Source organism: Pseudomonas sp. FG35 (genome assembly GCF_057809295.1).
Map to the genome: position 1 here is coordinate 213,525 of NZ_JBMDJR010000001.1, position 26,099 is coordinate 239,623.

32 protein-coding genes and 5 pseudogenes are annotated in these 26,099 nt (G+C 56.3%); 11 read left to right on the forward strand and 26 right to left on the reverse strand.

Annotated elements, in window-relative coordinates; translation table 11 throughout:
* Positions 1-19: 19 nt before the first annotated feature.
* The 4 genes from ACODTD_RS00915 to ACODTD_RS00930 all read right to left on the reverse strand — a co-directional run bounded on the left by ACODTD_RS00915 (position 20) and on the right by ACODTD_RS00930 (position 2,921).
* Entirely contained in the window at positions 20-1,303 is a 1,284-nt protein-coding gene (locus ACODTD_RS00915; RefSeq protein ID WP_489104313.1) for an arsenic transporter, read from the reverse strand.
* Between the two features lie 22 nt (positions 1,304-1,325).
* Positions 1,326-1,673 (reverse strand): metalloregulator ArsR/SmtB family transcription factor, encoded by a 348-nt coding sequence (locus ACODTD_RS00920; protein WP_007955340.1) that lies wholly within the window; start codon positions 1,671-1,673, stop codon positions 1,326-1,328.
* 116 nt (positions 1,674-1,789) lie between these two features.
* Positions 1,790-2,410, reverse strand: coding sequence for a LysE family translocator (locus ACODTD_RS00925; protein WP_011333824.1), 621 nt, complete (start codon positions 2,408-2,410; stop codon positions 1,790-1,792).
* 43 nt (positions 2,411-2,453) lie between these two features.
* On the reverse strand, positions 2,454-2,921 hold the full coding sequence (locus ACODTD_RS00930; RefSeq protein WP_489104314.1) for a metallophosphoesterase family protein: 468 nt from the start codon (positions 2,919-2,921) through the stop codon (positions 2,454-2,456).
* A 170-nt stretch (positions 2,922-3,091) separates the two neighbouring features.
* Here ACODTD_RS00930 and ACODTD_RS00935 point away from each other — a divergent pair, with 170 nt between their 5' ends.
* The 3 genes from ACODTD_RS00935 (at position 3,092) to ACODTD_RS00945 (ending at position 4,733) form a co-directional block, all read left to right on the forward strand.
* Positions 3,092-3,331 carry a hypothetical protein gene (locus tag ACODTD_RS00935; RefSeq protein ID WP_011333826.1) on the forward strand — a complete coding sequence of 80 codons (240 nt, stop codon included), beginning with the start codon at positions 3,092-3,094 and terminating at the stop codon, positions 3,329-3,331.
* 286 nt (positions 3,332-3,617) lie between these two features.
* Positions 3,618-4,094 (forward strand): PA2171 family ribosome-binding persister protein, encoded by a 477-nt coding sequence (locus ACODTD_RS00940; RefSeq protein WP_221614868.1) that lies wholly within the window; start codon positions 3,618-3,620, stop codon positions 4,092-4,094.
* Positions 4,095-4,274: 180 nt separating this feature from the next.
* On the forward strand, positions 4,275-4,733 hold the full coding sequence (locus ACODTD_RS00945) for a winged helix-turn-helix transcriptional regulator (protein WP_221614867.1): 459 nt from the start codon (positions 4,275-4,277) through the stop codon (positions 4,731-4,733).
* 48 nt (positions 4,734-4,781) lie between these two features.
* Here ACODTD_RS00945 and ACODTD_RS00950 read toward each other — a convergent pair whose 3' ends face one another.
* Positions 4,782-5,699 carry a bifunctional helix-turn-helix transcriptional regulator/GNAT family N-acetyltransferase gene (locus ACODTD_RS00950; protein WP_011333831.1) on the reverse strand — a complete coding sequence of 306 codons (918 nt, stop codon included), beginning with the start codon at positions 5,697-5,699 and terminating at the stop codon, positions 4,782-4,784.
* Between the two features lie 151 nt (positions 5,700-5,850).
* Between ACODTD_RS00950 and ACODTD_RS00955 the strand changes: the two genes are divergently transcribed.
* Positions 5,851-6,216 (forward strand): avidin-fold protein, encoded by a 366-nt coding sequence (locus tag ACODTD_RS00955; RefSeq protein ID WP_489104516.1) that lies wholly within the window; start codon positions 5,851-5,853, stop codon positions 6,214-6,216.
* A 3-nt stretch (positions 6,217-6,219) separates the two neighbouring features.
* Here the strand turns inward: ACODTD_RS00955 and ACODTD_RS00960 are convergent, their stop codons facing one another.
* The 5 genes and pseudogenes from ACODTD_RS00960 to ACODTD_RS00980 all read right to left on the reverse strand — a co-directional run bounded on the left by ACODTD_RS00960 (position 6,220) and on the right by ACODTD_RS00980 (position 8,882).
* Positions 6,220-6,711 (reverse strand): GNAT family N-acetyltransferase, encoded by a 492-nt coding sequence (locus ACODTD_RS00960; protein ID WP_489104315.1) that lies wholly within the window; start codon positions 6,709-6,711, stop codon positions 6,220-6,222.
* Between the two features lie 35 nt (positions 6,712-6,746).
* On the reverse strand, positions 6,747-7,430 hold the full coding sequence (locus ACODTD_RS00965) for a phytanoyl-CoA dioxygenase family protein (RefSeq protein WP_489104316.1): 684 nt from the start codon (positions 7,428-7,430) through the stop codon (positions 6,747-6,749).
* Positions 7,431-7,864: 434 nt separating this feature from the next.
* Complete coding sequence (locus ACODTD_RS00970; protein ID WP_489104317.1) at positions 7,865-8,188, reverse strand: gamma-glutamylcyclotransferase family protein; 324 nt, start codon at positions 8,186-8,188, stop codon at positions 7,865-7,867.
* Between the two features lie 67 nt (positions 8,189-8,255).
* Positions 8,256-8,381, reverse strand: a pseudogene (locus tag ACODTD_RS00975) (dienelactone hydrolase); the annotation flags it as partial.
* Between the two features lie 69 nt (positions 8,382-8,450).
* A complete protein-coding gene (locus ACODTD_RS00980; protein ID WP_201818169.1) occupies positions 8,451-8,882 on the reverse strand; it encodes a bleomycin resistance protein in 432 nt (143 codons plus the stop codon).
* Positions 8,883-9,094: 212 nt separating this feature from the next.
* Here ACODTD_RS00980 and ACODTD_RS00985 point away from each other — a divergent pair, with 212 nt between their 5' ends.
* Positions 9,095-9,541 (forward strand): anti-virulence regulator CigR family protein, encoded by a 447-nt coding sequence (locus ACODTD_RS00985; RefSeq protein ID WP_011333836.1) that lies wholly within the window; start codon positions 9,095-9,097, stop codon positions 9,539-9,541.
* Positions 9,542-9,574: 33 nt separating this feature from the next.
* Here the strand turns inward: ACODTD_RS00985 and ACODTD_RS00990 are convergent.
* Positions 9,575-9,904: pseudogene (locus tag ACODTD_RS00990) on the reverse strand (HIT family protein); the annotation flags it as partial.
* Positions 9,905-9,980: 76 nt separating this feature from the next.
* On the opposite strand from ACODTD_RS00990, the gene ACODTD_RS00995 reads away from it, so the two are divergent.
* Together ACODTD_RS00995 and ACODTD_RS01000 are read left to right on the forward strand one after the other, a co-directional pair.
* Positions 9,981-10,283, forward strand: a complete 303-nt coding sequence (locus ACODTD_RS00995) for a DUF7660 family protein (RefSeq protein ID WP_084776980.1) — start codon at positions 9,981-9,983, stop codon at positions 10,281-10,283.
* Between the two features lie 236 nt (positions 10,284-10,519).
* Positions 10,520-11,254: a DUF695 domain-containing protein gene (locus ACODTD_RS01000; RefSeq protein ID WP_489104318.1), complete on the forward strand. Its 735-nt coding sequence runs from the start codon at positions 10,520-10,522 to the stop codon at positions 11,252-11,254.
* Positions 11,255-11,354: 100 nt separating this feature from the next.
* Here ACODTD_RS01000 and ACODTD_RS01005 read toward each other — a convergent pair whose 3' ends face one another.
* A complete protein-coding gene (locus ACODTD_RS01005; protein WP_489104319.1) occupies positions 11,355-11,654 on the reverse strand; it encodes a hypothetical protein in 300 nt (99 codons plus the stop codon).
* Positions 11,655-11,894: 240 nt separating this feature from the next.
* Between ACODTD_RS01005 and ACODTD_RS01010 the strand changes: the two genes are divergently transcribed.
* Complete coding sequence (locus ACODTD_RS01010) at positions 11,895-12,152, forward strand: DUF2790 domain-containing protein (protein WP_085747420.1); 258 nt, start codon at positions 11,895-11,897, stop codon at positions 12,150-12,152.
* Positions 12,153-12,197: 45 nt separating this feature from the next.
* Here the strand turns inward: ACODTD_RS01010 and ACODTD_RS01015 are convergent.
* The 4 genes and pseudogenes from ACODTD_RS01015 to ACODTD_RS01030 form a co-directional block, all read right to left on the reverse strand.
* A pseudogene (locus ACODTD_RS01015) lies at positions 12,198-12,832 on the reverse strand (LysR family transcriptional regulator).
* A gap of 72 nt (positions 12,833-12,904) precedes the next feature.
* Positions 12,905-13,027, reverse strand: a pseudogene (locus ACODTD_RS01020) (aldo/keto reductase); the annotation flags it as partial.
* Between the two features lie 225 nt (positions 13,028-13,252).
* Positions 13,253-13,885, reverse strand: coding sequence for a glutathione transferase (gene yfcF, locus ACODTD_RS01025; protein ID WP_011333844.1), 633 nt, complete (start codon positions 13,883-13,885; stop codon positions 13,253-13,255).
* A gap of 151 nt (positions 13,886-14,036) precedes the next feature.
* Positions 14,037-14,132, reverse strand: a pseudogene (locus tag ACODTD_RS01030) (LysR family transcriptional regulator); the annotation flags it as partial.
* Between the two features lie 340 nt (positions 14,133-14,472).
* Here ACODTD_RS01030 and ACODTD_RS01035 point away from each other — a divergent pair.
* Positions 14,473-14,994 (forward strand): AidA/PixA family protein, encoded by a 522-nt coding sequence (locus ACODTD_RS01035; RefSeq protein ID WP_011333846.1) that lies wholly within the window; start codon positions 14,473-14,475, stop codon positions 14,992-14,994.
* Positions 14,995-15,144: 150 nt separating this feature from the next.
* Here ACODTD_RS01035 and ACODTD_RS01040 read toward each other — a convergent pair whose 3' ends face one another.
* The 3 genes from ACODTD_RS01040 to ACODTD_RS01050 all read right to left on the reverse strand — a co-directional run bounded on the left by ACODTD_RS01040 (position 15,145) and on the right by ACODTD_RS01050 (position 16,658).
* Entirely contained in the window at positions 15,145-15,504 is a 360-nt protein-coding gene (locus tag ACODTD_RS01040) for a DUF6124 family protein (RefSeq protein ID WP_011333847.1), read from the reverse strand.
* A 357-nt stretch (positions 15,505-15,861) separates the two neighbouring features.
* The gene (locus ACODTD_RS01045) at positions 15,862-16,218 is read right to left on the reverse strand and encodes a DUF7079 family protein (RefSeq protein ID WP_489104320.1); all 357 of its coding nucleotides are present in this window, start codon (positions 16,216-16,218) and stop codon (positions 15,862-15,864) included.
* 221 nt (positions 16,219-16,439) lie between these two features.
* The gene (locus ACODTD_RS01050; protein ID WP_011333849.1) at positions 16,440-16,658 is read right to left on the reverse strand and encodes a hypothetical protein; all 219 of its coding nucleotides are present in this window, start codon (positions 16,656-16,658) and stop codon (positions 16,440-16,442) included.
* A 312-nt stretch (positions 16,659-16,970) separates the two neighbouring features.
* Between ACODTD_RS01050 and ACODTD_RS01055 the strand changes: the two genes are divergently transcribed.
* Positions 16,971-19,409 carry an AAA family ATPase gene (locus ACODTD_RS01055; protein ID WP_489104321.1) on the forward strand — a complete coding sequence of 813 codons (2,439 nt, stop codon included), beginning with the start codon at positions 16,971-16,973 and terminating at the stop codon, positions 19,407-19,409.
* A 68-nt stretch (positions 19,410-19,477) separates the two neighbouring features.
* Here ACODTD_RS01055 and ACODTD_RS01060 read toward each other — a convergent pair whose 3' ends face one another.
* The 7 genes from ACODTD_RS01060 to ACODTD_RS01090 all read right to left on the reverse strand — a co-directional run bounded on the left by ACODTD_RS01060 (position 19,478) and on the right by ACODTD_RS01090 (position 25,066).
* A complete protein-coding gene (locus tag ACODTD_RS01060) occupies positions 19,478-20,113 on the reverse strand; it encodes a hypothetical protein (RefSeq protein WP_489104322.1) in 636 nt (211 codons plus the stop codon).
* 186 nt (positions 20,114-20,299) lie between these two features.
* The gene (locus ACODTD_RS01065) at positions 20,300-20,779 is read right to left on the reverse strand and encodes a hypothetical protein (protein WP_489104323.1); all 480 of its coding nucleotides are present in this window, start codon (positions 20,777-20,779) and stop codon (positions 20,300-20,302) included.
* Between the two features lie 107 nt (positions 20,780-20,886).
* On the reverse strand, positions 20,887-21,654 hold the full coding sequence (gene phnE / locus ACODTD_RS01070; RefSeq protein WP_489104324.1) for a phosphonate ABC transporter, permease protein PhnE: 768 nt from the start codon (positions 21,652-21,654) through the stop codon (positions 20,887-20,889).
* On the reverse strand, positions 21,651-22,478 hold the full coding sequence (locus ACODTD_RS01075) for a PhnE/PtxC family ABC transporter permease (protein WP_489104325.1): 828 nt from the start codon (positions 22,476-22,478) through the stop codon (positions 21,651-21,653). Before ACODTD_RS01075 ends, phnE begins: the two co-directional genes overlap by 4 nt.
* A complete protein-coding gene (locus tag ACODTD_RS01080) occupies positions 22,472-23,269 on the reverse strand; it encodes a phosphonate ABC transporter ATP-binding protein (RefSeq protein ID WP_440811605.1) in 798 nt (265 codons plus the stop codon). The genes ACODTD_RS01075 and ACODTD_RS01080 overlap by 7 nt, the downstream gene beginning before the upstream one ends.
* Positions 23,266-24,117, reverse strand: a complete 852-nt coding sequence (locus ACODTD_RS01085) for a putative selenate ABC transporter substrate-binding protein (RefSeq protein ID WP_489104326.1) — start codon at positions 24,115-24,117, stop codon at positions 23,266-23,268. Before ACODTD_RS01085 ends, ACODTD_RS01080 begins: the two co-directional genes overlap by 4 nt.
* Positions 24,118-24,226: 109 nt before the next feature.
* The gene (locus ACODTD_RS01090) at positions 24,227-25,066 is read right to left on the reverse strand and encodes a type 1 glutamine amidotransferase domain-containing protein (protein ID WP_489104327.1); all 840 of its coding nucleotides are present in this window, start codon (positions 25,064-25,066) and stop codon (positions 24,227-24,229) included.
* 101 nt (positions 25,067-25,167) lie between these two features.
* Here ACODTD_RS01090 and ACODTD_RS01095 point away from each other — a divergent pair, with 101 nt between their 5' ends.
* Positions 25,168-26,094 (forward strand): LysR family transcriptional regulator, encoded by a 927-nt coding sequence (locus tag ACODTD_RS01095; RefSeq protein ID WP_285355354.1) that lies wholly within the window; start codon positions 25,168-25,170, stop codon positions 26,092-26,094.
* The last annotated feature ends 5 nt before the right edge of the window (positions 26,095-26,099 follow it).

Genomic DNA, 26,099 nt, shown 5'->3' on the forward strand with positions numbered 1-26,099 from the left:
TCCTCTTTCCAGACAGGCGTTAAACGCTCAGGCGCAGGGCCAGGGCAGACAAGGTGATGAACAGAATCGGCAGGGTCAGCACCACGCCGGTCTTGAAGTAATAACCCCAGGTGATGCGGATCCCTTTGCGCTCCAGCACGTGCAGCCAGAGCAGCGTCGCCAGACTGCCGATGGGGGTGATTTTCGGGCCCAGGTCCGAGCCGATGACATTGGCGTAGATCATCGCCTCGCGTATCACGCCGACGGCATCACTGGCCTGGATCGACAACGCGCCCACCAATACCGTCGGCATGTTGTTCATCGCGGACGACAGCAGGGCGGTCAGAAATCCCGTACCCAGCGCCGCGCCCCAAAGCCCGGTACCGGCCAGATAATTCAGTGCCGTCGCCAGATAATCCGTCAGCCCGGCGTTCTTCAGCCCGTACACCACCAGGTACATGCCGAGCGAGAAAATCACGATCTGCCAAGGGGCTTCGCGCAGCACGCGCCGGGTCGAAATCACATGACCCCGCGCCGCCACCGCGAACAGCAGCGCCGCGCAGACTGCGGCAATCGCACTGATGGGAATGCCCAGCGGTTCCAGGGCGAACAGACCGATCAGGAGCAGCCCCAACACGATCCAGCCGACCCGGAAAGTCAGCCCGTCGCGGATGGCCAGTCGCGGATCCTGCAAGTCATCCAGTGAGTAATGTGTGGGTATGTCACGCCGGAAGAACCAGTACAGCACCCCCAGAGTGGAGGCCACGGCAACCGCGTTGACCGGCACCATCACCGAGGCATATTCGCTGAAGCCAAGGCCGAAATAATCGGCGGAAACGATGTTGACCAGGTTGGACACCACCAGCGGCAGGCTGGCGGTATCGGCGATGAAACCGGCCGCCATGACGAACGCCAAAGTGGAAGCCGCCAAGAAGCGCAGGGCGAGCAGTATCGAAATCACAATCGGCGTCAGGATCAGCGCCGCGCCATCGTTGGCAAACAGCGCAGAAACGGCGGCGCCCAACAACACCGTAAAGACGAACAGACGCCGGCCATCGCCCTTTGCCCAACGGGCGACGTGCAACGCGGCCCACTGGAAAAAACCGGCTTCGTCGAGCAACAGGCTAATGATAATGACGGCAATGAACGTCGCGGTCGCGTTCCAGACAATGCCCCACACCGTGGGAATATCGCCCAGGGTCACAACCCCGCTGAGCAGCGCCAGCACCGCGCCGAGCGTCGCACTCCAGCCGACACCCAGCCCCTTCGGCTGCCAGATGACCAGCACAATCGTGAACAGAAAAATAGCAAAAGCAAAAAACATGGGAATCCCGAAAGCCTGAGGCTTAGCAGCAAGCGGAAGTATTGAGCGGGCGATCGCCCATGGCCGCCAGCCGCGCGCTGTTTTCTTCCAGCCAGGCGGTGTTGGCGGCGAGCGTGGTATCGAGCAGAGTGCGAATCCATGCGGGCAAATCAGGGTTGAGCCGGTAATAAACCCACTGGCCCTGACGACGATCCAGCAGCAGACCGCATGTGCGCAGCTGCGCGAGATGGCGGGAGATTTTCGGCTGACTGTCGTCCAGCGCGCAGACCAGTTCGCAGACACACAGCTCACCTTCACGGGTGATCAGCAGTGTGGCCCGGGCGCGGGTTTCGTCGGCGAGGCATTTGAAAACGGAGGCGGGGTTGAGCATGACGATGTCTTCAGTACATATGGTTGTCCGAATATACGGATATCCATATGTGCTGGGCAAGCCTTAGTTTGATGAGGTGGCAGCTCTCGACCGAAGGTGTGTTTAGCGCAGGCGCCTCAACGCTTGCTGAACGCCAACCTCGCAGCAAACAACACGAAAATCATCCCGGTGGTGCGATCCATCCAGCGAATCACCTTCTCGCGCCGCAGGAACCCGGACAGTGGCTGCGTCGCGCCAATCAACACCAGCGACCAGATCAGCCCGAGCACCACATGAATGCTCACCAGCCCGAACGTCCACGGCACCAGCGGCTGACCTTGCGGAATGAACTGCGGCAGAAACGACACGTAGAAAATCCCGATCTTCGGATTCAGCACATTCCCCAGCATGCCCTTGAAAAACCAGTTCGCCCCCGGCTTTCCGTCGGCCTCGGCCGGTGCCAGCGAACGACGAGGGCGCAGCAGCATGTTCAACCCCAGCCACGCCAGATACGCCGCGCCGCAATACTTCAACAGGTTGTAGGCCAGCTCCGACACCGCAATCAACGCCCCCAACCCAAACGCCACCGCCGCGCCCCACAACAGACAACCGACGTTGATCCCCAATGCTGCTCGCAACGCCTGCTGTTTGCCCTCGACGGTGGCGGTGCGCAGCACCAGCGCGGTGTCGAGACCGGGCGTCAGGGTCAACAGGGTGGCGGCGAGGGTGAAGGCGAGTAGGTTGTCGGCGATGGACATGGCGCGTAGGTTCCCGGTACTGGATGCGGGAACGGTAGCGGTTTCAGGCAGGGGGATCCAGCAGGGAAATCAGGCGCGGTTCGATGTGGTCGGGTTGTATCTCGAGGATCGCCAGCGTGACCGGCAATTTGAAACGCCGAGGGCCGGCGCTGCCGGGGTTCACGTAGAGACGATCACCGCGCCATTCGATGCGGGGTTTGTGGGAATGGCCGGTGATGATGAGCTTGATGCCCGGATCGAGATCGGCGGGGACGTCGGCGATGTCGTGGACGAGGAGTGCTGGCCAGCCGTTGAGGGTGAAGGTCAGGAGGTCGGGGAGGTTTTCGGCCCACGGGCTGTTGAGATCGTTGTTGCCGCGCACGGCGTGGACGGGGGCGATTTTTGCCAGTTGGGTGAGGATGTCCGGGTTGCCGATGTCGCCGGCGTGGATGATCTGGTCACAGCCCTGGAGCGCGGCAAGGGCTTCGGGGCGGAGGAGGTTATGGGTGTCGGAGATCAGGGCGGTTTTCATGGATATCTCCGTTGATGTTTTGAAAGACGAATTGTTGGTTCGGTTATATATGAAGCCATTTAACGGTATCAAATAATTTGAACCGCTTCAGGACGCTCTCGCCTAATGATCAGCTTGTGGAAAATTTCACAGGCAATGTGCCAATACCGGCACTTCGAGAGGTGGTCGACGTGGCTAAAGAAGAGAAGAAAAATAAAGGTGAGTCCTCGAAAAATGCCAAGGAATTGAAAGACAAGAAATCGTCCCCAACGAAAAAGTCAGCGGCTGCCTCGGCTCTTGCCAAATCGCCCGAAAAGAAAGACAAGAAAAAAGATGCCGAACCAAAAAAATCTGCAAAAAAAACTGACAGCAAGACAACCAAGGCTAAAAAGTCAGACAAAGCAGAAAAACCGGCGAACAAGAAAAAGTGATATCAGCTAGGGCTACTCGCCCTAGCGTCCTACGCTTGTATTTCCAATCATTATTACCTCTCGCAGCAATTGCCGATTACTGACTCACTTCCGCTATTTGCAATCACCTCACCCCCTACTCATGCAGAGTGCACGCTTATATTTTGCCATCACATTGCGCAACTCCTTGATATTTAATGCCATTTAAAAGCTGTGATGCTGGCACAAAATATGCGAGATCTGTACGGAATAACGCGAGAATTGCCGACCTTGATCGGCGAACAATCATCCGTGATAGAGGCCTGAAATGAACGCCATCGACCTTCTGAAAACTGACCACGAAAAAGTTAAAGGCATTCTGAATCAACTCAGTGAATCCACCGATCGCGCATTAAAAAAGCGTGCGGAGTTGCTGGACAAGCTTGAACTGGAAATTACCATTCATACTCAGCTCGAGGAGCAGATTCTGTATCCGGCTTTCAAGGAAGCAGGCGGTAAGGAACAGGATGAGATGTACTACGAGGCGAAAGAAGAACACCGCACGGTAGATTCACTGGTATTGCCTGACCTGAAATCCACCGATCCTTCTACACCTGAGTTTGCCGGCCGCGTGAAGGTGGTCAAAGAGCTTCTGGAACACCATATTGAGGAAGAGGAAACCGAGATGTTTCCTCAGGCCAGAAAGCTGCTGGGCAAGGCAAAGCTCGAGGAGTTGGGCAAGGAAATGGAAGTGATGAAGGCTTCACTCAAGAAAAGCCTCGGCGGGGCGAATATGGCAGCCTGAACAAATAGACGGATCTGCTGCGTAATCACAAGCCCGGCTCAATGCCGGGCTTATCGATTTCAGCCCCTGCGCGAGGGGAGACCGTTGTGATCAGGCCACCTGGATGAACACGCCCCAAAATCCTGTCAGAACAAGAAAAGGGGACTGATTTATTTACTGAGAAATAAATCAGTCCCCTTTTTGCTTTTTGGTGACGAGACTCTTGGCCAGGCAGAAAGGATCTGCCAGACGCTCAGAGACGATGATGATGGCGTCCGGCGAGAAGTCCTCACGCATGCCGGCAGTCGCTGGTCGTTGGGCATCCTGCACGCGCTGGGTGTGTACGGCACGATGCGCCATGCCGAGATCAAGCGACAGATGAGGGGCGTGACTCAGCGCATGTTGACCAAGACGCTGCGCTCACTGGAGCGTGATGGTCTTCTGATTCGACGGGAGTTCGGTGAAGTTCCGCCACGTGTCGAATACGAGCTGACGCCACTGGGCATGGGACTTTTGGTCCGTATGTCGCCTGTGTGGACGTGGGTGGTCGAAAACGTCGACGACATTCGCAAGGCACGTCGTGCTTTCGACAGTCAGGTTGACCAAAAACCTTCATGGCAAGTCACTACGCCCATGGCGGTCGATTCAGAGGTGCCTTAGGACGCTATTGTCCTGCCTGACTACGACGACTCACCGCGAGCATAAACCTCACAACTCGATCGCCCATGTCTGACTCACCAGCTCTTTGCCGAAGCTGTGAATCGGCTCTTCCTCGACCAACTCAAACCCCGCCCGCTGATACAACCGGCGGGCATCCACCAGATTGCTGGTGGTCCACAAAATCATCTTCTTGTAACCGACATCCCGGGCAAAACGCAGACATTCTTCGACCAGCCGATTGCCGATCCCCAGGCCCCGCGCGCTGGCATCCACGTAGAGCATGCGCAGTTTCGCGGTGGTTTCGTCGTGGCGGATGACGAATACCGAACCCACCACCTTGCCGTCCTTTTCCGCGATCCAGCAGCGCTCGCCGCTGGGGTCGAATTCGCGCAGGTACTTGGCAACAACCTCTGCCACCAGCGCTTCGAACTCTGAATTCCAGCCGTATTCACGGCTGTAGATTGCGGTCTGTTGATGCACCACCAGGCCCATGTCACCGGGCTGCGGATCGCGCAACAGATAGGTCGTCGACTGGCCGCCCTCGAGTAGCGTCTGTATTTGCTTCATCGAGGCGATCAGTTGCAGTTGCTGCGGTTCAGACAGGCGTTCGAGCAGGGTGATGACTTCTTGTCGCGAGGCCTGTTCCAGCGGGGCGAGAGTTTCGCGGCCGAGGTCGGTGATGTGCAATTGACTGGCGCGGGCGTCGGTGGCGGAGGGGACTTTCTGGATCAGGCCCTTTTTGTCGAAACCACTGATGAGCCGACTCATGTAGCCCGCGTCAAGGCCGAGCATCTGGCGCAGGTCGGCGCTGGTCAGGTCACCGCCGGACGCGAGTTCGTAGAGGATGCGCAGCTCGGTCAGCGAGTAATCGCTTTGCAGCAGATGCTCCTGCAACACGCCGATCTGGTGAGTATAGAAGCGGTTGAATTGCCGAACGATGTCGGCGCGGTCGGTGATTGTGGACATTACGGTGTGCTCATATATTTGCCTCAGGCAACTATATAGTTGCCTGAGGCAATCAAGTCAAATGAATTGCTCAATCTGGTCAGCGCCTCGTAATCTCCCCGGCAAGGAATATACCTTTCACAGGGAAAGCCCAATGGAATCGTCTGAAGTCGTGGAAACTGCTTTTTCGCAAGTCGCTGCACGTTTGCACAAGCGTCGTTTCGCGGTCGCCAACAACGCTCAAGGACTTTCCGGTGCAGGCACGATTTTTTATTACGAGGTCGACGGCAATGCCATTTCCAGCACCTACCAGGGCGGCCGGATTCGCATCGGCAATCAAGTCGGGCGCGTGACCGGACCGGAGACTTTCGAGCTGCTTTTTCAGTGCCTGACGCAGGATGGCGAGCTGCTTGCCGGTTGGTCCCGTGGCACGGTCGGTGTCGACCACGCCGGGCGTACCACGCTGGCCTTTGTTTGGGGTTGGTTGTCGGGGGCTACGGGAGGAGGGGAGTCGAGTTACGTAGAGCTTACGGCTTAGCCGTCATACCGGGGACAAACGCATGCCCATATCGATGGTGCGGCTCTCGAACCCGAACTCCATGTACATTCGTGCCGCGCGTTCGTTGAATGACCAGACCGACAATCTCAGTTCCTGAGCGTCGTGTTCGAGGGCCCAATCTTTGGCCAATTGCATCAGTTGGCGGCCGATACCTTTGCCCCAGAAGTCTTCTGCGACGCACACCGAGCCGATACGCACGATGTTCATGGGTTGCATCAGCGGACTGGAGCTGGCCGAGAGGCTCGCAGCAATGAAGCCTGCGGCCTGCTGACCGACGTGGGCAATGAAGACAAGCTGACCTGGCTTGTCGAGGTAGTTCATCCAGTGCGGCAAATCACGGGCGAAGTCCTCAGTTGAGGCGGTGTAGATGTCGGGGCGGGCTGCGTGGTGGACGGCGTTGAGCACTTGGCCCAATTCGCAGATGGTCAATGCATCTTCAAGGGTGGCGATTCTGTACTGCGTGGTTTCGTCCATGGGGTGTCACATTCCTTAAGTGTCTGGTGGCTGGTTCAGTTCAGGGGCTTGAAGACGAAGTCTGCCGGATCGAACCGCTCAGTCGTGTCCATTTGTATGTTTCTCAGGTTCACCGTTTCCAAGTGTGTTGCATAGAGCGAGTCGGAAAAAAAGGTGATCAACAGGGCGCGACGGCGTGCGCCGCTGGAGTTCAAGCTGCCGGCGTGGATCAGGTCGGCATCGAAGATCAGGATGTCGCCCGCGCTGCCCGTCAGCTGCACGGATCGGGACTCGTCAGTGAAATCGAATGGGGGCTCGCTCAGAGCAGGGCGATGGCTGCCGGGAACAATGCGGGTTGCACCGTTTTCCGGGCCGTAATCGTCGAGGTACACCAGCGCGTTGACGGTGTCGCCGGGGCGTTGCGCCGACAAGTCGCGGTGCAGTTGTTGGTGGCCGCCATTGATGAGCGGTTCGCGGCCCTCGACCTGAGAGAGGAAGAAGCGTTCGCCGATCAACTCGCCCACCACCGCCAGCAATTGTGGCAATCGGCATACGCGCTGAATGTTCGGATCAGTGTCCAGCTGCGAATGGCGCCAATCGATGCCGCGGGGCACGGGCCATTCGTTTGAGGGTTTGATGCCGGTATCGAATGCGATACGAAGGGCGGCCAGCCACATGGTCGGAACTGCTCCAAAGAGCAGTGTGTAGCCTTTGCTATGGAGTAGTTCGCGGCTCGTCATGGCTTCGTCAGTCTCCCTTTGTACAATCAGGGCGAGTATTGCCGATCGTGATCAAGCCAACGCGAACCTCGGTATCGCTGCCGTAACCCCAAGACAATCGGTCTCCGTAACTCACCAGATCGTAGATCTCGCTTTCGCCAAGTAGCTGATCATCGCGATTGTCGTACAAACGGAAAAACGCGGGAGATTCCCAGCGGACGAACCATTGAGTTTCGAAGGGGGCGTCTGGAGGCGCCTGCGGGTGAAGGAAGTTGGGCAGTAACCAGAAAGGTCTGAAAGTTTGCACCCTGAAGCAGCCATCGGGGCTGATATGAGCTGCGTAGTCAGGCTTCGCCAACGCCTTCTCCCACCACTCGGAAGCACCCCATAGCCCAACACAAAACACTAGCCCGGCCAGGAAGATTTTCATCCGTCGAGAAAAGGCCGAAGGCCGACTATTTGAGCGCGTAGACATAGGCATCCATCGTCGTTCCGTTATCCAGCTTCACCTTGGTCAACACCCGCTGATACTCAGCCCCTTCAAACTCATCCAGTGCCGCCCAGTGTTCGTGGAAATTCTCGGAAGCGAACACGTAGCCTTCGATCACATCGCCATCCTCGGCAATCACCAGACCGGGAAAACCCATCGCCGCGCCCCATCCGGCCTGCGACAGACGCCCCTTCAGCGAAGCGGCCTGCCACGTGCCGCCGATTTTCGGCATCACATGCTCATTCGGTCGGCCAGGGCCCAGGGTTCCATAAACGAAAAGACGTTCCACGATTGCTGCTGCCAGTCAAAAAAGGGAGGGATCCTGACGGATGAACGATACGCAGGCAAGACCGCGATCAGTTCTGCGCCGACCGGCTAATTAACGCAACCACCTGTTGCTGGATCACCTCACGGGAACGAGCGCCGCCGTCCGCACAGATGATGCCGTCGCCGGGCGAGTCCTCTTCGAGCAGGGGAATGGCCGGCGACTGCAATTCGCCCCTTCGAAACCGTGCCAAATTGCCGTTTTTCATTGTTTTTATCGTCCTTGATCAAATCGGGCAAACGGGACGTTCGCCCAGACGTTCTACCAGTCTTACGAGATAGTCGTCCGGATCCTGAACGAGAAATTCACGCTGGCCGACTTCGACATCATCAGCGCGATACCAGGTGTCTTTGCAGGTTTTATAGAGTGAGACCTGAGCGGTGCCCAGTCTTTCGATGATGGGGGCAACCGCCTCAACGTCAATCTGCAGATTGACGCCTCTTCCGAAGGGCTTGCTCAGTTCCGCCGTCAGCCATTGGCCTGCATCCGGATCAACCTGTTCGAGCATGACTTGAGCGCCATTCAGGTCGAGGTAGGCAAAGCCCTCTTCCGGGCGTTGATAAGCGATGTTGAAGCCCAGGCAGGAGACCCAAAACGCGAGGCTGGCCTGCAGATCCGTGACCATCAATTCTGGAACCAGTTTGTTCCGTTCGAACATGGGGTGAATTCCTTTTCGTTGAAGTCGGGGCGGCGGTGCCAGACTTCTTTCCCGCGATAATACGAGTCGGGCGCATGGTAAGCGCGAATCGGGGAGTACCGAAAGCTGCACGCATCGAGAATCGTCACAAACCGCGATGACAGGGCCATCTCTCCATGCCTGTAAAAAAAACTGACTACAATCCACACACACATTCTTTCTAGGAACGACCCATGTCCGGTTTACGCACGTTGATTGCGACCACGACCTGTATTGCGCTGTTGAGCACTTCGGTGTCCGCGCTGGCCGATCCTGGCAACGGAAAGGGGCAGGGCAAAGGCAACCCGCATAACAGCCAGGATCATGGCAATCAGGGGAAAAAAGGCGGGGGCGGTTATCAGGGGCACGGCCCGAGTATTGATCGCGGCGGGGTGATCGGGATCGTGGACGGCTATCGTGGCTACTGGACCCCGGGCCCGGCGTTGCCGCCCGGCATCCAGAAGAACCTGGCGCGGGGCAAACCGCTGCCGCCCGGTATTGCGAAGAAGCTCGATGGTCGACTGGTCGGCAGACTGCCGCACTACGACGGCTACGAATGGCAGCAGGTCGGTACCGATCTGATCCTGGTCGCGCTGGCCACCGGGCTGATTTATGAAGTGCTCAATGGCGCCTTCGATTGAGTCATCAGCGCAGCGGGCGACTCAATGAACTGATCATTTGAAGGCGCTGCGCAGTTCCTCAATCACCTCTTCAACAGAGCGTCCCTGGATCACCGGCGGTTTGGGGTTCTCGGCAAATTCTCGCCAAACGAACAGCGTCAGTTCTGCACCATCGGTTGATGGCAAAGGATTCTCGACCTAGGCAAAAGATTCGAGCAGGCGAAAGCGGGAGTCTTTCCAGAACAGGTCTTCGACCCAGGCATAGACCGGTATGAAATGGAAATGGAGGGGAAGACCGGGTTCATGACCGAAGCGGCCGATATAAAGGCGCTTGGGCTTCAGATGGCGCTCAATGATTTGCTGAGTTCTTGCGAGCAGCCCTCCGTCCGACGGTGAGTTGACCGTTCGCGTTCCCCTGTCGCAGCATGCATTCACTCAAAACGCCTTACCCGGAAAACCTATGCACACGCCTGTAGATCTTGATGAATTGTTAGCGCTTGTCAGAGATGAGCAGTCGTTCATTCGATTTGTCGAGGCGCTGGGGGCTGATTTTGCCAGTGAACGTTTGTTGGAACATAACGCTCCCTCATCAATAGATCGATCAGATAGCCAGGAATGGGAAAACGGAACGGTTAATGCGTTTCTCGATGCGGCAGCTGCATGGGCGCATGCCAGCAACCGATCTCCTTTGGACGATAATGCCCAATCGAATGTATGGCAGCGCTGTGCAGCGATTCTGTTCGCTGGAAAGTTTTATGAGTGACAGTTGTATTGTCGCGCACAGAGGTGACAGGTTCTTCTCCCCCGACAAAAGATCCGTCCTCTTTAAGCCGGTTCTCCGATCTTCAGAAAAAGCTCGCGATGACGACAACTGTTACGTCCTGAAGAAGCTTTACACCTGCCGATCTATTTTCAGGAGGACATCACGGACGCAATAAAAATTGAAGCCAGCGGGGCTGGTTTGCAGCCGCAGGTCAAGGTTTAAAGGAAAAGCTATTCATGGTCATTGATAAAACCGGGCGCTCTCTGATGAGGTCCGGTTTTGGCGTAATGCACGCCACAAACCGCTTCCGCTTGCTGGCGATAGTCAGCGTAGTCGTTGCTGGCTGCTCCAGCTCCAAGTCGCCGCCTCCGGTCGAGCGTGACGCGTGCCTGGCGGCTGGTCCGGCCAAAAGTGTTGATTACGATAATTGTGTAGCGAATCGAGAACGCAGAAGCAGGGCGGCGCTCGAAGCGCTTCTCGACGACAAATTCGTTTATCCCCCACAGCAGCAAATTGTCGAGGCCTCTGAAAGCAAGTATCAGCCATCCGATTTTCCAGAGTCCCCCGCACCCATGATCTACAAGGGGCTGGACTCGATATCGCTGACTGAGAAACGAGCGTTGTCTTTCAAAATCAGGATCGTCTGGAAGTACACATCGACAGGCGTGATACCGGAGCGTCGGGACGCCATCCGCATGGCTGATATGGAGAAGTTGATAGTGCCGGCGGTAGAGGAGAAGGGACTGGCGAAGTGGGTCTGCACGGTGACGGGTGGACACCAGCGGGAGTGGATTTTCTATACGCAAAACGATGAAGCGTTTACCGCCAGGACGCGGTCGGCGCTCTCGCAGGGCGGGCCATACCCTATCGAGTTGAGTGCACGCCGGGATGTGGTGTTGAGTACCGGTTCGCAGCCTGCTGACAACCTGGCGGAGGTGATTCGCATCACCCCCAAAAAATGCGTGGAGTGACAGCTGCATAGCCACAAAGGACAGGGCGATACCCTTCAGACATGAAAAAGCCCGGCGGATAGGGCCGGGCTTTCGTCGGGTACTGCGGTAAACCCAGCATTCAGGCGTTACGGCTTTCGATCAGACGGTCAGAACCACCTTCGGCTACCGTATCACTGAACAGCGGATCGGTTTCGGTCGCGGCAACGGCGTCACTGAACAGTGGATCAGTTTCGGTCGCGGCAACGGCGTCACTGAACAGTGGATCGGTTTCAGTCGCGGCAACGGCGTCACTGAACAGTGGATCAGTCTGAGTCGCAGCGGCAACAGCATCGCTGAACAGTGGATCGGTTTCAGTCGCCGCAAAAGCGTTCAAGGCGAAGAGCGAGAAGGCGATGCCGAGGATTGTTTGGCGTTTCATGGTTCTGTACTCCGTGTGCAGTGGGTTGGTATGGAGCAGATCCTACGCGTTCGATTTGATATGAGAACTTCATTGAATTAATGGTTGTTATTGATGCGGTCAATGATTGGCGTCGACCCTATTCATATGAAAACCAGCAACAGTGTTTGTCTATCTCGCCGATATTTCCCCGCCGCCGCAACCCTTAGCATCGTCTCCAATCCGTGAACAAACACGGTCCTCAACGAGACGGTGAACATCATGAATCTCAAAAAAATCGCGCTGGTTTTAATGCTTGGCAGTTTCGGTGCGCACGCTTACGCCGATAACGCGGACGCGGCGAACATCCCGGTCGAGACCTACAGTTCTTCGACCAGTCTGGACATCGAACACGTCATATCCATCACCGAACCGGCCAACGAATGCGCCCCGGTGCCGGTGCAGATGACCTACGAAGATTCCCATGGCGAGCGCCACGTTCTGCAATATCAAGTGATGGGCACTGGCTGTTCCAGTTGAGTCGGGCGCAGGGGATGGAGGGTCGACACTCCATGCCAGCCACGCTCAACACGCTTTCGCTCCAACGACGTCTTCATCCGATGCCAGCAATTGCGGGATCGACTGCTTCAGAAACTCCACCCAGGTCTTGATCTTCGCATCGACGAACTTGCGCGACGGATAGATCGCGAACAGGTTCAACTCCTCCAGCCGGTACTCCGGCAACACCCGCACCAGGGTTCCCGCCCTCAGGCCATCCACGGCCGAAGCAATCGGCTGAATGCCGATGCCCATGCCTTTTCTGACCGCGATGGTCATGCCGTCGGCGGTATTGATGTGGAAGGGCGATACGGGAATGCTGATGGTTTCCATGCCTTCCGGTCCTTCGAATGCCCAGTTTTCTACCGGCATCACCGTGTTGACGATGCGCAGACACTCGTGTTCGCAAAGCTCGCCCGGTGTTTGCGGCAGACCGCGTTTGGCCACATAGGCGGGCAGCGCTCCAGATAGCGCACGCCGGCTTCGGTCACGGCCAGACGCCGGGTGGTGCGATTGATCAGCCGCGTATGCAGGCGCGCTTCGAGAGCAGAGATCGCTTTGGAGACGTTGGTGGTATTGGTGTCCGGCATCTCGGCAGCGGCGGTGAAGCTGCCGCTTTGGGCGACGGCGATGAAGAAGCGCATGCTTTGGAAGACGTCCATCGGTGTCGTCTCAACAGTCAGGTGGAAAGAGTATAGGGGCGACCTCACAGGAGGCCGCCCCTTTGCCATGTGTCACTTTTTACGCGGGATGAAACCGGGCACGCCGGTCTCGACCACGGAATTGAAACGGATCCGCGTCGTGATCTCTTCCTTGATCTCGCGCATCGCCCGGTGCGGCAACGTCGCGATATCGAAGATTCATGGATCTGCCTCCGTTGTTTAAAACAAAAACGCCCAAGGGTTTGGCACGTCCTGGATGATTAGGACGGCTTACTGCCTTGGGCGGGATGTGGGTGACGGGAAAAGGATACGGCTTGAGGAGCGAGCCCTGAAAGCCGGCGCTTTCTGGTGAATTTGTAGGCACTTGCTCAAGGGGGTGTAGGCTCGAGTAGCAACAGAAAAGCAAAGAAAATGCTGCCGTTACAGTCGAGGTCGTTGCAGCTTGATCCACTCTTGTACTGTCGGACGCTGCCATTGGTGCTGCGCGTAATCCTCCAGTTGAGCCGGCATCGTGTCCCCATTGAGTATCAATCGGTTCAGCATCAACGCGAGATCAACATCGGCGATCGACCATTCACCAAAAAGGTAGTCCGGATTGTCGGCCAGCAGCCACTGAGCTACATCAATCAACTTTTGTTTGGCAGCCTCGGCTGAGGCTGACAACGGTCCGTATTTCTGACCATAGAACACGACAAGGGTAGAGCGCTCCTGTCGGATCGGGAGCAGATCACTGCGTAGCCACGCTTGAACTTGCCTCGCTGCCGCGCGTTTTTGTGGATGCTGTGGGTAAACAGGTGTTTGGGGGAACACCTCTTCCAGGTATTCGGTGATCGCCGAAGATTCCGACAACGCAAAGTCACCATGCACGAGGGTGGGCACTCTTTGAGTCAGGGAAAGACGGGCGTAATCGCTGGCCTGGTTTTCCAGTTTGTCCAGGTCCAGGGTGCTCATTTCGAACTCGATTCCCTTTTCTCGAAGGGCCACAAAGCACGACATTGCGTAGGGACTGGTGAATTGAGCATCGACGTAAAGGCGCAGTCTTGAGTCATTCATAGCGTCATCTCCATATGCGGAATGGCCACGCTAAAAGATTGAGCGCTTTAAATAAAATTCATGTTTTTTATGGGGGCATTCCTGTCAGGAATGGGGGCGAATCTATTATCACGCCACGGATAAATAGATCTGTCCCCATGTTTACCCATGTTTATTCGATCCAGTCCTTGAACGCCGTAGTCGTCGCCGTATTGAACCGCGCCGACGGCCGCACCAGGTACACCCCCGTGTCGGCATCCAGTTGCCACCAGTCCATCAAAAATGACCCGCAGGAGGATCGCTTGCCGCTCCACAAAAGGCCGGGTGTAGCCGTTTCGCCGTTAATGCCAACACCGGCTGTGCGCCTTCGCCAACAGTTACCGCCAGTGAACAGCTCAAAATCCATCAGAGATCGACTCGCACAGAACCAAATCAAAACCTTGGTCGTGTCGCGCAGTGCTCCCGTTTTTCCGCGTCAAGGAATCGCGGTTTGACACTATTAGGCCATCTCCTATCGTTCTCCGCAGACCGCATCCATGGACCGGATGAGCCGGACAGCCTTCGCGGGCGCGGTCGCTTATGCGATTCCAAAAACAAGGAGCCTCAAAATGTCCAGTGCTACCCAAACCATTGACGTGCTAGTCAATGTCGATGCCGATTACCTGCTTGCCCATCCCAACGACGTAGGCGGCGCGATCTCCATGCTGGTGACGCGCGACGCCGTCGACCCCAATGCCAGTGGCAACACCGGCGAAGGCGGCGACGAGTTGTGGATCGACGTCAAACCCGGCGACAACATCCGCTGGCGCGCCACCACGCTGTCGCGCAACTTCGACCGCATCGCCCTGATCAAAAACGTCCAGAGCGGCGACCCCCACCAGGGCGGCGATTACAAAGGCACCATGTCGACACCGCTCACCTACAACATTCCCGGCGTAGTGCCTTACCTGAACAAGGCTGCCAACGGCGGAATCTCCAAAACCGATGTGATCTATTCCATGTGGCAAGCCACGGCCGAGAATCCGGGCAAACTCTGGTACCAGATCACCTTCGTCCTGCTCGACCGCGACCTGAACCAACTGGGCCCGCAACACACCTGGGACCCGTACATCACCGTCAATAACCAGTAACTGAAACGCAAACAGCCCGGCCCGGCATCCTTCGTCATTGACGAGGGTGCCGGGCCGGGCTTTTTACATTCCACGTCTTCTGAGCCGGATGTTTCCAGCAGCAAAAACGGACTCAGCAACTCTCGCTGGAGAAAAAGCGGTCAACGACGGCTACGCGACCTCCACGTGATCCAGCGCCTGATTCACCGCCAGCTCGGCAATCATCACGATTTGAGTAATACCGATCGCCGTCTTGCGATGCGAGGGATCGAGCGTGGCCGCGAAATTGCTCAGCATCTCACTGGCTGCACCGAGGTTTTCGCTGGCGTTGGCCAGCAGGCATTCGGTGTTGTATTTCGGATTGGCCAGGTACATCCGCTCGGGCTCGTTCAAGGACGACATGATCCCTGCGGCGGGGAAGAGGTAGTGATCCAGCGCACGCTCGGCGGCGTCGTGGAGTTTTTTGGAGTTGGGGGATTCGTAGGGGGAAGTGGGGTCGGTTTCGGGTGGGTTGGGTGTTGGTTTGATCATGGTGAAACTCCTTGTGTCGTCATCAGGAGCCATCACCCACACGCTACCAAACGTTGGGTGGTGGCCATACGCAGGTTGGTAGACCGGGACACAAGGAAGACCGGCGCGCCCGAAGACGCCCTGTGCATGGCCACCATAAAACCGGGGCGATTGACCGCCGCGATGGAGAGCTCTGCATCTTGTGTTTGTCTCGGGCTACCAAACCCGATCACTGTTTTTCAGTGACCCGGAAACGATAAAACCCGTGTCGTAGACACACAAGCCGGCGGATTCTGGCGTAGTCGTAGGCAATGACGCAAGGCGTTGTAGCTTTGGGGAAGTTACGGCGGGTTGCTTTAAACGGAGCTGTTTAAGCGCTCAAAGCCTGGAGGAAATCTCCTTCCAAATGTAGCCGTAGTTGTATCGCAGCCAGCGAACCAACGCCTTATCAAACTGCCTGCGAAACCAGTTGTTCTCCCTCGCTGCCAACCTTTCCTCGATCATTACCCTGAGCGAGTCCGGATCAAAGCCAGTCCATACCGGAGGCACAGCGGCCACAAGGTTGGTGAAGCACACCGGCGCGACCTCTGAATAAAGGATTTCGTAGAGCACCTCAGGATCGATGCCTCTGACCTCCGCCGCTACGTAGTCGTATTCGACCGGCAAATCGTTGAAAGGCCAGGAGAGTGCAGCTCTGACGTCGGTCAGCTGCGGCTCAGTCAGAAGATGTCCCAAAACCAAACTCCTTTTAGTTCGCCACTCAGTGGATGAGGACAAGAGACGGAGATATTTCTTGAGAGATAGTACTGGGCTTTATTGGCAGAAAGGGAAGGCGGGAATTTCAGGATTTCGAAGAAGGCGGGATTTATGCGAGCCATTCGCGGTGGGCGAGAGCGCTTGGCACGGAACCAAGCGCTCAGGGTAGGGCGGGGCACTTGCGGCCCCGCCCTGATGTTTCAGTTTTTGCTGGCGTTCAGCTTGCGCAGTTCTTCGTAGGTCGCCGACTGGACGAACCAGAAGCCGGAAATGATGCACCAGCACAGGGTGCCGGCCACGAAGATACCCAGCGCCGGCAAGAACCCACTGGTGAAAATCGCGACGATAGCGACCAGCCAGATGAAAGCCAGGGAGAGATAGAGGACGGTGTTGTTGACGCTGATGACGAAGTCTTTCACGGGGCATATTCCTTGCGAGATCTAAAGAAATCCCCCTCTCCGGGGGGAGCGAACGCATGCTATCACATTGCCTTCATGGTTCAAGGATACCTGTTTCACCACAACGCCCGATGCATCGTATCGGGCGTTGTGTATTCGAAAGACAGGCGCGGACGCTCGCGGCGGTAGTCCTAGATCTCTACAGTCTTCACAGGTAGCTGTAGTGGTCTACGCTGAGGTGTCAGAAGGCCACTGCTTGTTGTGTGACGTGCTTCATATATAGGGCTGCTCCTTGGCTCGTTCTCTGATTTCCTCCCTCTACGGATGCGAGACATGATTGAATCGATCACTCTTTCTGGCATAGCTACCTACAGCCCCATAACCCCTGAAACGATTCAAAACCTGAAGGTCGTGAACTACTTCTACGGTGCAAACGGAGCAGGTAAGACAACGATCAGCAGGCTGATAAACGACCCAGCACTATCAACTACGTCCAAAGTTACATGGGCGAAGGGCAATCCGATTCCGGTAATGGTCTACAACAACGATTTCATCGCTACGAATTTCACAGATTCGAAGCAGTTCAAAGGTGTTTTCACGCTGGGACAGGCCGAGCAGGCGCAACTTGACCGGCTGGAAGAGTTGAAGAAAGAAAGAGATCGCCACGCGTTGTTCAAAACTAAAGCGCAAGAAAACCTGAATGGCCCGGACGGCAAGAGTGGGAAGATCGGTGAAAAAAATTCTCTGGAAGCGAAGTTAGTAGCACGGTGTTGGGAACAAAAGCAGAAGTACGACGATGAGTTTCAGGGTGCTTTCAAAGGTCTGCGAAATAACCGGGAGGCGTTCAAGAACAGGGTATTACAAGAAAGCAAAAGTAACACCTCCCAGTTGGTTACTATCGAAGACCTGCGCAAGCGCGCACAGGTCCTTTATGTTGATGCACCATCACCCATGAATGCTGTTTCCAACCTTGACCTGTCTCGTTTAGTCGCGTTTGAACAAGACCCTATCCTGAGCAAGAAAGTAGTTGGTAAAGAGGATGTCAATGTTTCCGCGATGATCCAGCACCTAGGGAACAGTGACTGGATTAGGCAAGGTATGAAGTACTTGGTAAATGCCGACGATGACTGTCCTTTCTGTCAACAGAAACTGCCGCATGAGTTCGAAAAAAGCCTGGCGGACTATTTCGACGAAAAATTCGAGGCTGATACTAAAGCGCTATCGCAGTTTCGGGATGTTTATAGTTCTGTAACAGATGGGCTATTAGCACAGGCTCAAACAATCCTAGCCACGGATTGTTCTCACTTAGATAAAGAGAAGCTTGATCTTGAGTTGCAAGCCTTGAATGCAATTGTACTAGTGAACAGGCAGCGCATTGATCAAAAGGTGGCTAGCCCGAGTGTTGACGTAGCGTTGGAAGGTTTTGCGGAGATTCCGCTTAGAGTTTCTGAACTGATAAATTCAGCCAATCTCAAGGTTGCTGAACACAATCGTCTTGTTTCGGGGTTTACCGTCGAGCAGGGTAAGTTAACAGATGCGGTGTGGCGATATCTTCTTGATGTTGAGCTTAAAGATGATCTTGCTGATTACGCAAAAGATGCTGGCGGTATCGGCCAAGCAATTGATAGCATCGCTGCAAGCATGGGTAGAGCAACGCTAGATATATCAGTGGCTGACGCGGAAATTGTAAGAATTGAAACTTCGCTGACAAGCGTAAGACCTACTGTCATCGCAATCAATAAAATTTTGAAAGATTTTGGGTTTCGAAGCTTCTCCCTGGATCCTGCGTGTGCCGATAATTCATATCGGCTGATCCGAAGCGATGGAACTGACGCTAAAGCAACACTTAGCGAAGGCGAAAAGACCTTCGTCACTTTTCTGTATTTCTATCATTTGCTCAGGGGAAGTATCACAACGTCGGGGATTAGTACTGATCGAATAGTCGTCATTGATGACCCGGTTTCAAGTCTGGATAGCGATGTTCTGTTTATCGTGAGCAGCTTAATAAAAAAACTTTTTCACGAGGTTCGCCAGAAGGGAAATAACCTAAAACAGGTCTTCGTCTTGACTCATAACGTGCACTTTCATAAAGAAATCACCTTTAACCCCAATAGGGCTGGAGATGCTTCCATTAAGGATGAAACGTTTTGGGTAGTACGCAAGCCCGATCACTTCTCAAAGATTGAAGGCTTTGAGAGTAATCCTATTAAAACGTCCTATCAACTGTTGTGGGCAGAGTTGTCGAGAAAGCCATTGCCGACGCTTACTATACAAAATACCATGCGCAGGATTTTGGAAAATTACTTCAAGATCCTAGGGGGCATAGATACGCATGTTATTATCGAAAAGTTTGAAGGGCAGGAAAAGGTTCAATGCCAATCATTGATTAGTTGGGTTAATGACGGATCTCACTATTCGCCAGACGATCTGTATGTGGCAATAAGCGATGGTATGGCGCACAGCTATATGAAAATCTTCTTCAAGGTCTTTAAGGCTATGGAGCATATGCCTCATTATAAAATGATGATGGGGCGAGATTTTGTCGATTTAGATCTTATTGAGGAGCCGACGGAGGATGAGGAAATAGTTGGCGAAGCAGGTGAGGCTGCCGTTGGTGCAGATGCACTAATCATAATTCCAGGAGCCTCTGATGATAAAGGTGCCACCAAGCCATTGAGCACTCCTGCGCTTTTGGTAATCCCCACTGAGGCGCAGCCTCCTGAGCCATTCCCAGCAGGGGCGAGCGGTTCGGACCCTGATATTCCATTCTGAATCGCTTGATCATGGACAAAAGGGGTCTGATTTTTTATAAAATAAATCTGACCTCTTTTTGCTTTTTTTTAAGCGAGACCAATTTTGATAAATAGCTTGCAAAGGCTCGTTGGTAAAATTGCCCCGCCATCCATGCCGCCATTATTTTTTCCAAGACCGGCATTCACGAACGCGAGAAGTAAAGATTCATCCATTTTTACGGATTCTTCAATCGTCGTATTTGAGAAATCTCTCATCTTATCTATATCAAAGGAGGGGATTTTTTCAAGTGCAAACAAAATACGCCTAAGCTCTTCGAAAGAAATTTGTCCCTTCGCAAATGCTCCAAAACACTTTGCAGCTAGCTCTGGTTTTTTGTCGCTTTCCATTCTATCCAATATTTCTATGACGGATGCACCGAATCTTCCAGAAAATTTATCATCCTCATTTAACTTTTCTACCATGGCTATTCGTTCTGGTTCCGATATCTCAGACAGTTGACTGATGAATTTTAGAAGCTTGGCGGTCAGCAACTGGTCCCTAAAGGAGCCAGCAACGTTGAATGCACCAACCAGGGTGTTTATGAAGGGAATATCTTTTAACACTCCAGACTCAAGAGCCGCGTCAACCCCAAACTCCAAATACTCCTTTCCTATGCTCACAACTGAGTCTGATCGCAAAGCATTGATGAGGGCTGAACCGCGTTTAGTATCATTTTTCTGCATGGTTTCCTCCGTTAATGTCTGTTGTACCGTTGCTCTCAAGGGGATGGTCAAGAAGGCTAGGGTAAGTTAATTGCTCTAAAATAAATATACTATCTCGATTCTTGTATTTTTTATTCGACTTTCTGATGTGGAGGTTTTTTATCGAAAAAAATGGCGTTAGATATTTATTGTGAGATGCAAACGATTTTATTTGGCTCTGAATGCAATGGGAAGATATTCGCCAGTAATGTAAAAGGTATTGGTGCAATCCGGGCATGAAAACTTCATTGAGGTTGATCCGCTTTGTCGAACTGCCTTTAGAACCGAGCGATGTCCCTTGTCATAGCAATTTGTACAGCACAGATGAGCGGGCTCCGTTTCTTGAAACTCTTTTTTCAGAGCATATACCACCTTGGCTGGACCAACGCCCAGCAACTCGTATCGATTAAGTACGTTTTGCTTGCTGCTCACTTTATGAAGGTTTTCTTCAAGTTCGGCGACCTTTTTGATCAATGCCATTTGTTCCAACTGGCCCTGCATCATTTGTTGTTGAAGCTCCATCAGAGTGCCAGTCAGATCCATAACTCGGCCTCTCACCATATCTTCATCACGCAGGGTGATGAGGCTCTTGGCGATATCGCCCGCCGTTTTTGCACTGGTGAACGCAGCAGCAACCCAATCAATCATTGTCATACCCTATGGGGTTATTTATTAGAATGGTCTGAAGAGCTTAATTGCGTAGCGTGGGCCGTCTAAACACCCTTGAAAATATCGAGATACGAATCTTGACGGCATTAAGCCTTAACCCACCGCCCTCGACCCCAACCACTCAACCAATCCACTCCCCACACCAAAATCAGCATAGCCAATATCACCGTCCCCGCCTGCGCCTCCTGAAACAAACTCAAGCTCACATACAACATCTGTCCCAACCCCCCAGCCCCGACAAACCCCAGCACGCTCGCCATCCGAATATTGTTCTCCCACCGATACAAACAGTACGCCAGCAACTGCGGCGCCAGGTTCGGCAGGGTGCCGTAGCAGAACGCCAAAACCGGATTCCCCCCTTGCAACCGAATCGCATCCGCCGGTTCCGGCGGCGTGTTTTCCAGTGCCTCAGCAAACAACCGCCCCAACACGCCCGTGGTGTGTAGGGCGAGCGCGAGTGTCCCGGCATTCGGCCCAAGGCCAGCCGCCAGCACCATCAACGCGGCCCACACCAGTTCAGGAATGGCACGCAGTGCATTGAGCACCAGGCGCGCAGCACTCTGAAAAAACCAGCCAAACCGGCCAGCAGCGGGGAGCGCCAATAACAGGCCCAGCACGGCAGCGAGCAGGGTGCCCAGCGCAGACATGGCCAGCGTTTCCATCGAGCCACGCAGGATGGCGCTCAGGTAGTCAGCGCTGAAATCGGGACTGAGAAAGCGCGCCACATACAAGCCCATTTGTTTCAGGCTGGTAGGGCTTCCGAGTTCTTCAAGATCAAGGCCCAGATAGGCAAACGAGGCAATGACGGCCGCAACCATGGCGAGAATCAGCACCGAATTGATCAGTCGTTTCATGCCAGCCTCCAGCGCAGCAGGCGGCTGAGTTGGTCGGCGCCGAGGACGAGGAGGAGGAAGGTCAGGAGCATGCTGGCGACTTCGCCGCCGGCGAACATGCGGATCGAGAGGTCGATCTGTTGGCCGAGGCCGCCGGCGCCGACGAAGCCCATGACCACCGAGGCGCGGATGGCGCATTCCCAGCGGTAGACGGTGTAGGAGAGCAGTTCCGCCGCGACGTTGGGCAGTACGCCGTAGGCGAAGCTGGCGAGGCGGCCGCTGCCGGCCTGGAGCAGGGCGTGGGCCGGGCGTTGGTCGGTGGATTCGTAGATTTCGGCGTAGACCTTGCCGAGCATGCCGCTGTAGGTGATGGCGATGGCCAGCGCGCCCGCCGCCGGGCCAAGGCCGACGGCGCGCACGAACAGCAGGGCCCAGACGATTTCCGGCACGCTGCGCAGGAAGATCAGCAGCCCGCGCACCGGCCATCGTAGCAGGCGGCCCAACAGGCTCGGCCGGCCGCTGCGTGAGGCGGCGGTCAACGACAGGGCGCGGCTGGCGAGCAGGCTGGCCGGCACCGCCAACAGCAGCGCCAGGGCCATGCCGGCGGTGGCGATGGCCAGGGTTTGCAGGGTGGCTTTGAGGAGTAATTGCAGAAACTCGCGGTCATGGGCCGGTGGCCAGAACATCGACACGAAGCGGCCCATTTCACTCTGGCTGTCGGCGTGAAACAGCACGCCCAGATCCAGCTCGCTGAGCTGGATACCGGGCCACAGCAAGGCAATCGCCAGCCCGGTCAGCAGCAACCGTGGCAGTGCGGCGGGGTCGCGGGTATCGGCGCTCAGCATCGCGGAATCTGCACAATCAGCGGGGGGACGGCGGGCGCCGGGGATTGCAGTTGTTCGTTGGCGTAGAGGGTGTCGAGCATGTCGCGGCTGACTTGCGCGGACGGGCAGTCGAACAGGATCCGACCCTCGCGCAAACCGATGATTCGCGGGAAGTGCGCCAGCGCCAGCTCCACCGCGTGCAGGCTCGCCACCAGCGTGACGTTGTGCTCGCGGGCATGGCGCGACAGGATCGACAGCGTGTGCCCGGCCAGCACCGGGTCCATCGCCGAGACTGGTTCGTCGGCCAGCAACACCTCCGGCGCCTGATACAACACGCGAGCGATGCCGACCCGCTGCAATTGCCCGCCGGACAGTTGTTGGCATTGGCTGAAGAGTTTGTCGGCCAGATCCAGTTTTGCCAGGGCCGCGCGAGCGCCGGGCACGTCGAGCGGATGCAGCAGGTTGATCAGGCTTTTGCCCAGGCTCCATTGCCCGAGTTTACCGGCCAGCACCGCCGTCACCACCCGTTGCCGGGGCGGCAGCGGCGGCGCCTGATGTACCAGACCGATGCGCGCACGCAGGCGTTGCCGTTGGCGCGCGGACAAGTGCCAGGCGCGCTCGCCCAGCACTTCGATGTCGCCGCTGCTGGGCCGAATCGCGGTTGCCAGCATATTCAGCAGGCTGGATTTGCCGGCGCCGGACGGGCCGATGATCGCCACCTGTTCGCCGGCCTCGATCTGCAAATCCACGCCACGCAAGGCCTCCACGCCATTGGTGTGGTGCAAAAAAGCCTGTTTGAGGCGCAGCGTCATTTCAGCAAGTCGGCGGCGCGGGCGGCTTCCTCGATGCCTTTGTAATTGTCCGGGCTGGTTTCGATGAAGCGACTGGCGGCTTGCAGGTCGAGGATTTTCTTGTGCTCGGGGTTGGCGGGGTCGAGGTCGAGGAAGGCTTTTTTGATCTTCGCCGCCAGCGCCGGATCGAGGGTGCCGCGCACGGTCCAGTTGTAATCGAAGTAGGTCGGGGTGGTGGCGAAGACCTTGACCTTGTTGGTGTCGACCTTGCCGGCGTCCACCAGTTTTTGCCAGACGCTGGCGTTCAGCACACCGGCGTCGACCTTGCCGGCCTGCACCCAGGCGACGGTGGCGTCGTGGGCGCCGGAGTAGCCGACGCGGCTGAAATAGCTTTCCGGTTTGATGCCGTCCTTGAGCATGAAATAGCGCGGCATCAGGCTGCCGGAGGTGGACGACACGGAGCCGAAGGCGAAGGTCTTGCCCTTGAGATCGGCGAGGCTTTTGACATCCGGGTCGGCGGTGATGAATTTGCTGGTGAACTGGGCGTCTTGTTCGCGCTGCACCAGCGGAATGGCGTTGCCGGTTTTCAGCCGCGCCTGGACGAAGGTGAAACCGCCGAGCCACGCCAGATCGAGGCGGTCAGTGGCCAGCGCTTCAACCACCGCCGGGTAATCCGCCACGGGGACGAACTGCACGTCCATGCCCAATTGCTGTTGCAGGTATTTGCCCAGCGGCTCGAACTTGCGCAGCAGCTCGGTCGGGGCTTCGTCGGGAATCGCGCTGACCTTCAACACCTCCGCGGCTTGCGCCAGCACGGCGGACAGGGACAGGGCCAAACCAGCGGTCAGTGCCAGGGTTCGCTTGAGCATGGAATTCTCCGTTTCGTGGGCATCAAGGTCGATGCACCCGTCGATGGGCAATCATCGTCGGGTGCAACGTCAGGTTAGACGAAACGGTGAAAGTGCGAGGGCGCCGAGATTACTTCAAGCGGTCAACGAGGGTCTTGCCCACGGCCAGGGCCGACGCCGGGTTCTGTCCGGTGACCAGTTCGCGATCAACCACTACGTGGCTGGCCCACGGCGCCGTGTTACTGCTGAAAACACCGCCAGCCTTTTCCAGTGCCGTCTGCGGATAGAACTTCATCGCGCCGCCGTTCAACAGGCCTTTGGCGATTTCTTCTTCCTGATTGCTGATGACCGTGAATGTGTAGCCGGCATACGTCCAGTTGTTTGCCGTCGCGGCTTTGCCGGTTTCCAGTCGGCGGGTGAATGCGGTCGGATCCGTCAGGGTCGACAGCAGTGCAATCGGGCCGTGGCACACCAGCGCTGTGGTTTTGCCTGTTCGATGGAAGTTGTTCAGCAGTTTGCCCAGCGCCTGGCTGTGCAGCAGATCCTGCATCGGTGCGTGGCCACCCGGAATGTAGACGGCATCGAAATGCTCGTAGCCGACTTGCTCGACCCGCGACAGGCTGATGACCGGCGATTCACCGGGCGAGGTGATCTTCAGTTGTTCCAGCAGCGCCTTGTGGGTCTGCAAGGCTGCCACGTCATTGTTGAAATACATCTTGTCGTCGGAGGAGCGATCCAGCGTCGGCGCCTTGCCGGTCGGGGTGGCGAAGGTCACGGTGTGGCCGGCATCGAGCAGCAACTTGACCGGTTGCATCAGTTCGTTGAGGTAGAAACCGGTGTTGAAGACCTTGTCGTCCTTCAGATCGAGATGATCGGAGTCCGACAGCACCACCAGCACATTGGCCGCCTGGGCGTTCAACGCGGCAACGGAGAGAGACAAGGCGAAAGCAAGACGTGTAATTGAGCGCATGGCGATTCCAGAAGATGAAGGAAAGTGCGGCTCACTGTATTGATGCTCATGGCGGCGATAAACTCGCGCCACAGCAAAGCATTTGTTCTCTGGAGATCAAGATGAGTCGCCGATTCGATTATCTGGCCGACGTCGAAGTGTTCGTCACGGTGGTGGAGAAGGGTTCGCTGAGCGCCGGTGCAGTGTTTCTCGCAACCACGCCGTCGGTGGTCAGCCGGGCGATTTCGCGGCTGGAGGCGCGCCTGGGTGTGCAGTTGCTGCGGCGCACCACGCGGCGTTTGAGCCTGACCGATGCCGGTGTGTTGTATCTGGAGCAATCCCGGGCGGCATTCGGCCTGATCGACGACGCCGAGCGCACGATTCAGGGACAGGACGGCGAACTCAGCGGCCGCGTGCGCCTCAGCGTGCCGACCACTTACGGCCACTATCGTTTGCCGGCGATGCTCGCCCGTTTCACCCGGCAGCATCCGCAAGTGCGCGTTGAGTTGAGCATCAGCAATCGCAACGTCGATCTGGTGGCCGAAGGGTTCGACCTGGCTATTCGGCTGGGCGCGTTGCCGGACAGCGGGCTGATCGGTCGCAAGCTGGAGGACGCGCGTTTGTGTGTGGTGGCCGCGCCGGATTATCTGCGACGGGCCGGAACACCGCAGCGCGTCGACGATTTGCAGCGGCATGCGTGCCTGCCGTTCGTGATGCCCAGCACCGGGCGCGTCGGGCCGTGGCTGTTCCGTGAGCAGGGCGAAGACCGCGAATGGCTGCCCAGCGCCAATATTCAGGTGTCCGACGATGTGCTGGGGATTGTGTCGCTGGCGGAGCAGGGGCTGGGCATCTGCCAGACCTATGACTTCATTGTCCGCGAACGGATCGAAAGAGGGCGACTGGTGCGGCTGCTTGAACAGTCGGGCGGGCGCTCCCGACCGTTCTCGGTGATCTATCCGCCGCACCGGCAGCTGTCGGCTTCGGCGCGGGCGCTGATTGATTGTCTGACCCGAGAGGTCAGTCAAGGCACTGGGGAAGGCCTCGACTGACGCGA

Excerpts from the sequence above, each read along its gene's own strand:
- ACODTD_RS00915 (WP_489104313.1), bottom strand. The coding sequence starts at position 1,303 with ATGTTTTTTGCTTTTGCTATTTTTCTGTTCACGATTGTGCTGGTCATC.
- ACODTD_RS00920 (WP_007955340.1), bottom strand. The coding sequence starts at position 1,673 with ATGCTCAACCCCGCCTCCGTTTTCAAATGCCTCGCCGACGAAACCCGC.
- ACODTD_RS00925 (WP_011333824.1), bottom strand. The coding sequence starts at position 2,410 with ATGTCCATCGCCGACAACCTACTCGCCTTCACCCTCGCCGCCACCCTG.
- ACODTD_RS00930 (WP_489104314.1), bottom strand. The coding sequence starts at position 2,921 with ATGAAAACCGCCCTGATCTCCGACACCCATAACCTCCTCCGCCCCGAA.
- ACODTD_RS00940 (WP_221614868.1), top strand. The coding sequence starts at position 3,618 with ATGAACGCCATCGACCTTCTGAAAACTGACCACGAAAAAGTTAAAGGC.
- ACODTD_RS00950 (WP_011333831.1), bottom strand. The coding sequence starts at position 5,699 with ATGTCCACAATCACCGACCGCGCCGACATCGTTCGGCAATTCAACCGC.
- ACODTD_RS00960 (WP_489104315.1), bottom strand. The coding sequence starts at position 6,711 with ATGGACGAAACCACGCAGTACAGAATCGCCACCCTTGAAGATGCATTG.
- ACODTD_RS00965 (WP_489104316.1), bottom strand. The coding sequence starts at position 7,430 with ATGACGAGCCGCGAACTACTCCATAGCAAAGGCTACACACTGCTCTTT.
- ACODTD_RS00980 (WP_201818169.1), bottom strand. The coding sequence starts at position 8,882 with ATGTTCGAACGGAACAAACTGGTTCCAGAATTGATGGTCACGGATCTG.
- ACODTD_RS00985 (WP_011333836.1), top strand. The coding sequence starts at position 9,095 with ATGTCCGGTTTACGCACGTTGATTGCGACCACGACCTGTATTGCGCTG.
- ACODTD_RS00995 (WP_084776980.1), top strand. The coding sequence starts at position 9,981 with ATGCACACGCCTGTAGATCTTGATGAATTGTTAGCGCTTGTCAGAGAT.
- ACODTD_RS01000 (WP_489104318.1), top strand. The coding sequence starts at position 10,520 with ATGGTCATTGATAAAACCGGGCGCTCTCTGATGAGGTCCGGTTTTGGC.
- ACODTD_RS01005 (WP_489104319.1), bottom strand. The coding sequence starts at position 11,654 with ATGAAACGCCAAACAATCCTCGGCATCGCCTTCTCGCTCTTCGCCTTG.
- ACODTD_RS01010 (WP_085747420.1), top strand. The coding sequence starts at position 11,895 with ATGAATCTCAAAAAAATCGCGCTGGTTTTAATGCTTGGCAGTTTCGGT.
- yfcF (WP_011333844.1), bottom strand. The coding sequence starts at position 13,885 with ATGAATGACTCAAGACTGCGCCTTTACGTCGATGCTCAATTCACCAGT.
- ACODTD_RS01035 (WP_011333846.1), top strand. The coding sequence starts at position 14,473 with ATGTCCAGTGCTACCCAAACCATTGACGTGCTAGTCAATGTCGATGCC.
- ACODTD_RS01040 (WP_011333847.1), bottom strand. The coding sequence starts at position 15,504 with ATGATCAAACCAACACCCAACCCACCCGAAACCGACCCCACTTCCCCC.
- ACODTD_RS01055 (WP_489104321.1), top strand. The coding sequence starts at position 16,971 with ATGATTGAATCGATCACTCTTTCTGGCATAGCTACCTACAGCCCCATA.
- ACODTD_RS01060 (WP_489104322.1), bottom strand. The coding sequence starts at position 20,113 with ATGCAGAAAAATGATACTAAACGCGGTTCAGCCCTCATCAATGCTTTG.
- ACODTD_RS01065 (WP_489104323.1), bottom strand. The coding sequence starts at position 20,779 with ATGATTGATTGGGTTGCTGCTGCGTTCACCAGTGCAAAAACGGCGGGC.
- phnE (WP_489104324.1), bottom strand. The coding sequence starts at position 21,654 with ATGAAACGACTGATCAATTCGGTGCTGATTCTCGCCATGGTTGCGGCC.
- ACODTD_RS01075 (WP_489104325.1), bottom strand. The coding sequence starts at position 22,478 with ATGCTGAGCGCCGATACCCGCGACCCCGCCGCACTGCCACGGTTGCTG.
- ACODTD_RS01080 (WP_440811605.1), bottom strand. The coding sequence starts at position 23,269 with ATGACGCTGCGCCTCAAACAGGCTTTTTTGCACCACACCAATGGCGTG.
- ACODTD_RS01085 (WP_489104326.1), bottom strand. The coding sequence starts at position 24,117 with ATGCTCAAGCGAACCCTGGCACTGACCGCTGGTTTGGCCCTGTCCCTG.
- ACODTD_RS01090 (WP_489104327.1), bottom strand. The coding sequence starts at position 25,066 with ATGCGCTCAATTACACGTCTTGCTTTCGCCTTGTCTCTCTCCGTTGCC.
- ACODTD_RS01095 (WP_285355354.1), top strand. The coding sequence starts at position 25,168 with ATGAGTCGCCGATTCGATTATCTGGCCGACGTCGAAGTGTTCGTCACG.